The 8167-nt window shown below is 73.6% G+C and carries 6 protein-coding genes and 1 pseudogene; 6 read left to right on the top strand and 1 reads right to left on the bottom strand.

Annotation, left to right across the window (positions count from 1 at the left end; translation table 11 throughout):
- From E2B92_RS30435 to E2B92_RS30410, 6 genes and pseudogenes are all read left to right on the top strand, one after another.
- Positions 1–1010 (top strand): annotated as a pseudogene (locus tag E2B92_RS30435) (hypothetical protein); the annotation flags it as partial.
- Positions 1011–1012: 2 nt separating this feature from the next.
- Complete coding sequence (locus tag E2B92_RS30430; protein WP_126889407.1) at positions 1013–1594, top strand: hypothetical protein; 582 nt, start codon at positions 1013–1015, stop codon at positions 1592–1594.
- 96 nt (positions 1595–1690) lie between these two features.
- The gene (locus tag E2B92_RS30425) at positions 1691–1951 is read left to right on the top strand and encodes a hypothetical protein (protein ID WP_126889406.1); all 261 of its coding nucleotides are present in this window, start codon (positions 1691–1693) and stop codon (positions 1949–1951) included.
- Between the two features lie 428 nt (positions 1952–2379).
- The gene (locus tag E2B92_RS30420; RefSeq protein ID WP_126889405.1) at positions 2380–4632 is read left to right on the top strand and encodes a serine/threonine-protein kinase; all 2253 of its coding nucleotides are present in this window, start codon (positions 2380–2382) and stop codon (positions 4630–4632) included.
- A gap of 329 nt (positions 4633–4961) precedes the next feature.
- Positions 4962–5720 (top strand): C40 family peptidase, encoded by a 759-nt coding sequence (locus tag E2B92_RS34015; protein WP_312846119.1) that lies wholly within the window; start codon positions 4962–4964, stop codon positions 5718–5720.
- A 220-nt stretch (positions 5721–5940) separates the two neighbouring features.
- Entirely contained in the window at positions 5941–7092 is a 1152-nt protein-coding gene (locus E2B92_RS30410) for a hypothetical protein (protein ID WP_126883262.1), read from the top strand.
- Between the two features lie 77 nt (positions 7093–7169).
- Here the strand turns inward: E2B92_RS30410 and E2B92_RS30405 are convergent, their stop codons facing one another.
- Positions 7170–8096, bottom strand: a complete 927-nt coding sequence (locus tag E2B92_RS30405) for a LysR family transcriptional regulator (protein ID WP_126883263.1) — start codon at positions 8094–8096, stop codon at positions 7170–7172.
- Between the last annotated feature and the right edge of the window lie 71 nt (positions 8097–8167).

Here is an 8167-nt window from a genome sequence, read left to right as displayed (position 1 = left end):
CCAACTCCTTCGCCGAGTCCGCCGAGAAGCACGCCACCTCCGCCGAAACCGCGGCCAAGAACGCCGGCACCTACGCCAAGGAAGCCGACGAAGCCGCCAAACGCGCCGAGGAATACCAACGCGAACTGGAGCGCAAGGAGCGCGAGGAGGCCGCCAAGGCCAAGGAGAAGGGTGACCCCTACTCCCTGGACGCGGCCGAGCGCAAGGCGCTCGAGGCGGCGGGCATCAGCCCCGCCGAGTACGAGGCGGCCAAGGCGCTGGCCCAGCAGGACCTGCTCGACTACCTGATGGAGAACGGCGCCGAGCTCCTCGTCGAGATCGCCGCCGAGAAGATCAAGGAGTGCTGGGACGACCCGGACATCCCGACCTGCCTGTGGGCGATCGTGGAGAACCTGCCGTGGACGAAGGCGGCCGCCATCGTCAGCAAGCTCCCGAAGATCGGCAAGGCGATCTGGGGCATCAAGGAGTTCCTCGACAAGTCGGCCAAGGCCAAGAAGCTGGTCGACAAGGGCGAGGAGGTCATCGAGGACGTATGGAAGAAGCTCCCGGCCTGCGCGACCGACAGGAAGAAGAGCGGCCCGGCGGCGCGGAGTTCCTCGACGAAGGCGTTCGGTGCGCAGCGTGCCCTGGCGGCCGCGTCGGGCGGTGGCGGCAAGGAGGCGGGCGACATCGGTCTGGCTCGTGAGGAGTACATCGCCAAGCTCGTCGGCGGCAAGGTGGCCAAGGACGACAAGGGCCAGGACATCAAGATCGTCATGCCCAATGTCGGTTCCAGCGGTCTCGACGTCATCGGCCCCAATGGCGAGTACGTGTACGTCGGCGGTGGCGCCAAGGCGGCCAATCCGTCCAAGTTCGGCAAGGCCCTTAAGATCAACAAGTACGCGGCCGACGAGGCGGGCGTGAAGGCGGTCTACTACCTCGCCGACAACACCCCGGAATCGGCCATCAAGCAGGCCAAGAAGGTCTTCGGAGACGAGAATGTGCACATCTTCACGCTGCCGGACTGCTGACCATGAGTGACGGATACATCCGCTGGTACCGCGAGTCGGCGGCCACCGCGGTCCTCGCCGCACAGGCCGAGGTGTTCGGGGCGCACGGTCTGCGTCTCGTGCACCCCGCGAAGGGCGCGGCCGTGGTGCTCGACGTCGAGGGGGACGACGTCCTCCTGAGTCCGGAGGAACTCGGTCGGCTGCTGGGGCTGCGGATCGCGTCCCTGACGACGAACTGGTGGCTGTCCGCCGACATCGACGTGGTCGACCAGTTCGTCTACGAACCGCTCGGCTGCGAGATCCAGACGCTGTGGCTGGACGGGCTCACGACGGAGCAGGCCGACACGGTGGAGGCGGCCGTCCTGGCCGCGGCCGCCGCGCTGCCGGTACCGACCCGGGCCGTCGTCGTCGACCGCGAGGGCGCGGGCGACCCGGGCGACTGGGACTCACCGGTGCTGTACGACGGGGAGGACCTGCCGCCCCTCCCGGACCGCCTGCTGCTGAGCTCCTCGCTCGCCGACCGCTTCCTGCCGGCGTTTCCGGAGCTCGAGGGCGGGACGGGCGAGGGAGGGCTCGTTCCGGTCACTCCCGTCGGCTCTCGCTGACCCACCCTGAGGAAGGCCCCGCCGGACCCACGTCCGGCGGGGCCTTCCCCTGTGACCTTCCAACTGACGGACCGCGGCACAAGGAGAACGGACGCCATGGAGCACCTCCTGCACCATGAGATCGACGTGACCGTGGTCGCCGCCCGCCCCTGGGGCCTCGAGGTCGTATCGGGACGGGGTGCCCGCGGTTTCATCGACACCACCAAGAGCCCGGCGTGGTCGTCGGGTGCCCACCAGGATCTGGTCGGCGCCACCCTGCGGGCCGTCGTCATCGACGACCGGCGGGACCCCGTCCGGCTGAGCACCCTCGACGCGGACATGCGGATCGCCCGCGAGAAGAGGGACCGCTCCTCCTAGCGGCCGCGGGCGACGGGCGCCTCTCGGCGGGCAGCCCAGCCGTCGCGGCGCACGCGCGGACCGATGGCCCGGAGCGGTTCGTCGAACAGGTGTCGCCCCTCCGCATCGACGAGTGCCGAACAGGCGACCGAGCGGCTGTGCGAGCCGGGCGGGGCCGCGTCACGTCCTCGTCAGGTACCGGACAGCCGAGTCGGCGCGGTGAGGGGTCCACGCCTCCCGCGCATTGTCCGGCAAGGGCCTGCCGAACGCCGCTGACCTGCGGTGTTGCCGTCCGGTTGTCCGTGGATGTCCCGGGACGCCGGATCGCTGTCCGCGGCGCTGGATTTGCCGCTACTCATAGAGGCAGCAAGTCCACGCCACCGCTGCCGGTCGGCGTGGTGGCAACGACCGCGGGCGGGCTTCGCTCGTACGCGGAGCCAGGGGAGGTCATGATGGTGGGGCGTCGGGAACAGCCGTTGGATCCGGGCGGGGGACCGGTCGTCGAGTTCGCCGCGGGGCTGCGCCAGTTACGGCAGGACGCGGGGAGCCCTTCGTACGAGGCGATGTCGAGGCGGGTCGCGTACGGCAGGGCGACCCTGCACGCGGCGGCCCGCGGCCGCGACCTCCCGTCGAAGGACGTGGCGCTGGCCTTCGTACGGGCCTGCGGCGGCAACGAGCGTGCCGTACGGGAGTGGGCACGGCGCTGGGAGAACACGAAGACCCGACTCGAGCAGGACCTGGACCGGCAGGACGAGCAGGACGCGGCCGGGTCGGGCGCCGACGAACCGCTCGCGGCCGGCGGCGGTACGGGCGGCGGCGGCCGGCCGGACGCGGGCGGGGAGGGGACGCGGCAGGAGACGCTGCGTCCGCTGGGCCCGAACGACCCGCGTGAGGTGGGCGGTTTCCGGATGCTGCGGTTCCTGGGAGCCGGCGCGATGGGGCGCGTGTACCTCGGGGAGAGCCTGGGCGGCCGCAAGGTCGCGATCAAGGTGATCGACGGGGCGCGGGCCGGGAACGCGGAGTTCCGGGCGCGGTTCCGGCAGGAGATCGCCGCGGCCCGCCGGGTGCACGGGATGTTCACCGCGGCGGTGGTGGCGTCCGATCCGGACGCCGACGACCCGTGGCTGGCCACCGAGTACGTGGCCGGGCCCTCGCTCCAGGAAGTGGTGGGCGAGCAGGGCCCGATGCCGGTGGACACCGTGATCCGGCTGGCGGCCGGGATCGCGGAGGCGCTGGCGGGCATCCACGGCGCCGGCGTGGTGCACCGCGATCTGAAGCCCGGCAACGTGCTGGTGGCCAAGGACGGGCCGAAGGTCATCGACTTCGGGATCGCCCGCACCCGGGACGCCACCTCGCTGACCCGTACGCAGATGCTGATGGGCACGCCCGGTTATGTGGCGCCCGAGCGGCTGGCGAAGGGCAGGGTGGGGCCGGCGTGCGACGTGTTCTCCCTCGGCGCGCTGCTGGCCTTCGCCTCGACCGGCCGACTGCCGTTCGGCAGCGAGCCGTCGGAGATCAGCTTCCGGATCGTGCACGGCGAACCCGACCTGGAGCCGGTGCCCGAGGAGCTGCGGGAACTGGTGGCGTGGTGTCTGGCCAAGGATCCGGACGAGCGGCCGAGCCCGGGTCAGGTGATCGACTGGTGCTGTGAGCGCGCCGGCCAGCCGGGACCGGGCTGGTTGCCCGCCCCGCTGACCGGGATGATCCGGCAGCGCGCCCGGGAGGCCGCCGAGGTCCGTGCGCCCGAACCCGCGACGAAGGGTGGCGGCTCCCGCCCCCGGACGGCCCGGGTGGCGCTCGCCACGGCGGCGGTGGCCGCGGTGATCGCCCTCGTGGGGGCGGTACTGCACCTGGACCCGCCGTCGTGGGGGGACAGGGCCAATCCGCCCATCAGCGGTGCCACGCCCGGTGGTTCCACGGCCGGTTCGACGGCCGGCCCGACCGGGGGCGTCACGGCCGGACCGACAGGCGGGGCCACGGCCTCGGCCACCGGCGGACCGGGCGGCAGCGCCTCGGGCGGCACCAGCCAGGGGCCGACCGGCGGCACCGTCACCGGCGGAGCCGCCGGCGGCACCACGGGAGGAGGCATCAGGCCGATCGGCGGCACCTCCGGCGGACCCACCCAGGGCTCGACCGCCGGAACCCCGGCCGGCAGCACCACCCGGGGCCCCGGGGGCGGCGGTCCGTCGCCCGGCACCTCCCAGGGCGCGTCGACGGGCACGTCCCAGGGAAGCTCCTCGGGCGCCTCGCAGGGCAGTTCGCAAGGCAGTGCGCAAGGCGCCTCGCAGGGCAGCTCCACGGGCAGCTCGACAGGTACGTCGCAGGGACCCTCGGGAGGAACGGACACGGTGGACAACCCGCCGCAGCCGATGCTGACGGGCACCTCCGTCTACGTCCAGCCCCGTTCCGAGACCGTCGACTGCACCAAGCCCATCACGTTCACCTTCGCCGCGAGCGCCCGGCGCACCGGGACGATCAACTACACCTGGTACCCCGACGAGCACCTGACCGACCGGGGCTACCGGCCCCGTACCGGCAGCATGACCTTCACCACCCCCAACACCCAGTACGAGACCTTCGAGGTCCAGCTCCAGAACACCCAGCCCGGCCAGGTGGTACAGGGCCAGATGGTCGTGCAGGTCGGCTCTCCCGAGGTCGACCGCCAGCGGGTCGGCGACCAGTTCTACCTGACCTGCTCCTGACGCCCCGTCGAGGGCAGGCCCGCGTACGGACCCACCCCGGGCCTGCCCCCTGACAGCCTCCCTCCCTCCGCGCCCCCGGCACGGCCCGACCATGCCCCGGCACGGCCCCGGCATGCCCCGGAAGTGCACCGGCACGCCCGGCACCGCCCCGCCGCCCGCCACCCCGGCACCACCCCGCCACGCCGCCGCGCGGCTCCGCCATGCCCGAAACCGGTCCACCGGCCGGTCCCCCGGCGGCGGAACACCACAACCGCACACCGTCCGGTGCCAGCGACCGGTCCCGGCCTCCCACCCCCCCACCCTTCGCTTCCGTCCAAGGAGACGTCCCGATGCGCACCCGAACCCGCGCCGCCACGGCCATCGCCACATCGACAAGGCCGACCGTGCTCCTGGTCCTCGTCCTGCTGGCCGTGCTCCTCGGCCCGGACCTGGCGCACCACCTGTCCGCCCCGCGCCCGACCACCACGACGACGACAGCGACGACGGCCCACCCCGCGCGGCCACCCGCCACGCACCCGGCAGCCGCTGCCGGTTCGGTGGTGCTGCGGCGCGGCGACACGCTCTGGTCGCTGGCCCGCCGCCATGGAACCACCGTCGCCGCACTGCAGAAGGCCAATGGTCTCGGCCGCTCCACCCTCATCCTCGCCGGGCACCGCCTTCGCCTCCCGGCCGACGGCACGGCGCGCCGGCCGGGCACGGTGGACACCGCCCGCGGCACCACGCCGTCCGCCCGCCCCGTCGGCCACGGCCGCGCGGCCGTGGCATTCGCACGCGGCCGGCTCGGTACGCCCTATGTGTGGGGAGGCACGGGACGCGGCGGCTACGACTGCTCCGGCCTCGTCCAGGCCGCCTGGCGCTCCGCCGGGGTGACGCTGCCGCGCACGACGTACGAGCAGGTCCACGCCGGCACCCGCGTCCGCCGTGCCGCCCTCCGCCCGGGGGACCTGGTCTTCACGCACCGCCTCGGCCACGTCCAGATGTACGCCGGTGACGGCCGCGTCGTCGAGGCCACCCGCCCCGTGGTGCGCCATGCGCCCCTGCCCGCCCCCCGCAGTGTCACCGCCTACGTACGCCCCACCCGTCGCTGAACGCCCCGCGCAACAGCCGGCCGCCAGTGCCCGGACCGTGCCACGAACCGCCCCGCCACCTCCCCGAGCACGCGGCGACCCTCCGGCCACCCACCTGCCGAACGCCCCACCCCGGCCCGCCCCGACCCAGCCCGCCCACCACACCGCACCACCGGTCGCCGCTGGCACCGCACCGCCAACACCACCAACACCACCACCAACACCACACGAGGAGAGCAGCATGAACAAGCTCCGGCAGCGCTGCCGCGCCGCCATCCGACGCGCCCCGGCCGGTCCCGGCCGCTCCGGGCACCGCGCCGTACCCCGACCCCACCCCGCCGGCCACGGCCGACGCGGCGCACGGCCGGTCATGGGCCTCCGACGCGGCCACCCCGGCACGCTCCGCGGCCCGGCCGTGACCCTGTTCCTGGCCGTCCTGGCCACGATCCTGCACAGCGTGCCGGCCCACGCCGAGCCCAGTCCGGTGCCCACCACCGCGATGACCCGCTGCGCCCACGGGTTCGACCCCGACGCGTCCGCCGCCCTGCACCTGCCCGGCGGCCGGGGCACCACCTTCCCCTCGGACGCCCGGGGCCTGCGCCCCGGCGACGTCCTGCGCATCGTTCCGCGCATGAACGACGAGGTCTCCACCACCGGCTTCTGGTGGCAGCCCGCCGACGGCTCCAACTGGGTCACCCCCGCCGGCGCCGACCCCCGGCGGGCCGCCCCCGCCGGCTACCCCGCACCCGGCCTGAACGCGCACAGCCTCATCGGCCGCATCACCGGCGCCCAGCCCTTCGAGGTCCTCAGCCGCTCCGGCTGCCGTCAGATCGGCATCTCCGGAAAACTGGACCTGCGGATCAACGACCCCCAGGACTGGGACAACTTCGGGGCCTGGAACGTCGACATCCAGCTCTACCGCAACCCCCTTCAGGACGGCGGTTTCGAGGCACAGGGCACCTCCTCCGTCTCCCAGCCTTGGAACGTGGAAGGCCCTGACGCCAAGGTCATCTCCACCTCCGCCCACGGGGCCAACTCCGGCAGCAAGTCCGCCGTTCTGAGCTCGCCCGGCACGCGCGTGTGGAACGCCCTGTCCCAACCCATCCCGGTACGCCCCCACACCAACTACGTGATCACCGGGTTCTTCCGCACCTCGAGCAACGTCAACACGGCCTTCTTCGGGGTCCGCCTGCCCGGCGTCCAGCTTCCCGTCGAAAGCCACTTCGGCCCCGCGCCCGGCTGGTGCCCGTCGACGACGCCCACCTGCTACGGGCAGATCACCGTGCCCTTCAACTCCGGCAACAACACCACCGTCACCGCCTTCGCCGGCTTCTGGGGCGTCGGAACGCCCGCGCACATGAGCATCGACGACATCAAGGTCCTCTCAAGCTGACGCGCCGCTCGGCAGCCCCCCGGCTCCCCCGGGGGGCTGCCGAGCCGTGTCCCCGTCAGCACCCACCCCGCCCGCCGTCAGTCGTGCCCGGCCACGGGCCGGCACGGAAAGAGGTGGCCGACCGGCTCGGCCCGCAGCTCCCTCACGAACGCCCGTACGACGGCGGAGCCGGCGAGCTGGGAGGTGGTGACGTAGCCGACCTGGCGTGTCGGGCGCCGGGGCCCGAGATCGGCGATCGTGACCGAGTCCGGTGCTCCGGCCAGGGAGAGCGCGGGCATGATCGCCATGCCGTGGCCGCCGCTCACCAACGCGAGCACCGCTCCGTCGTCCTCGGCTTCGACGGTCGCCGTCGGAATCCACTCCTGTGCGGCCCACCAGTCGCGGGTGTACGAGCCGCAGTTCTCGGCCCAGTCGACCAGCGGAAGCGAGCGCGGCGCGGCGTGACCGACGGGGTGGACGACGGCGTACGGCTCCTCGAACAGCCCGTTCGCGACCAGCCCCGGTGGCAGCGGCGCGGAGCCGCCCAGCGTGGCGATGGCGATGTCGGCCTTGCCGTCGGCCACTTCGCCCGCGGTGCCGCGCCCCACCTCGCGCACGATCCGCACCCGCGGCTCGATCCCGGGATGGCGGGCGCGCAGCCGTTCGAGGACGGGCGGCAGCAGGTGGAGGGCCGCGCTGCGGAAGGCAGCGATCCGCAGCGGCCCCTCCGCCACGCCGGTCCCGGCCGCACCGCGTGCCTCGGCGGTCAGGACGTCCAGCAGGCGCAGGACGCGGCGGGCGTACGCCACGGCCTTCTCCCCCGCCGGGGTGGGACGGGCGCCGGCGCGGCCGCGGTCGAAGAGCACGGCACCGATCTTGCGCTCGCTGCCGCGCACCGAGTGGGAGACCGCGGACTGGGTCAGACCGAGTGCGCCGGCCGCGGCCGAGAAGCCGCCGGTGTCCGCGACCGCCACCAGGACGCGGAGTTCGTGCGGGCCGAGATCGGAGTCGGTCGTGCGGGCCACGGGGCGCTCACCTCACGGTATGAGAACTGCTCATGGAACGGGATGTCGCATGAGCCCAACCCGCTGCCCAC

This window comes from Streptomyces sp. WAC05374 (genome assembly GCF_004353505.1).
Classification (GTDB): domain Bacteria; phylum Actinomycetota; class Actinomycetes; order Streptomycetales; family Streptomycetaceae; genus Streptomyces.
Note: the sequence above shows the minus strand (reverse complement) of the source record. Positions and strands in the feature narration are given on the sequence as shown.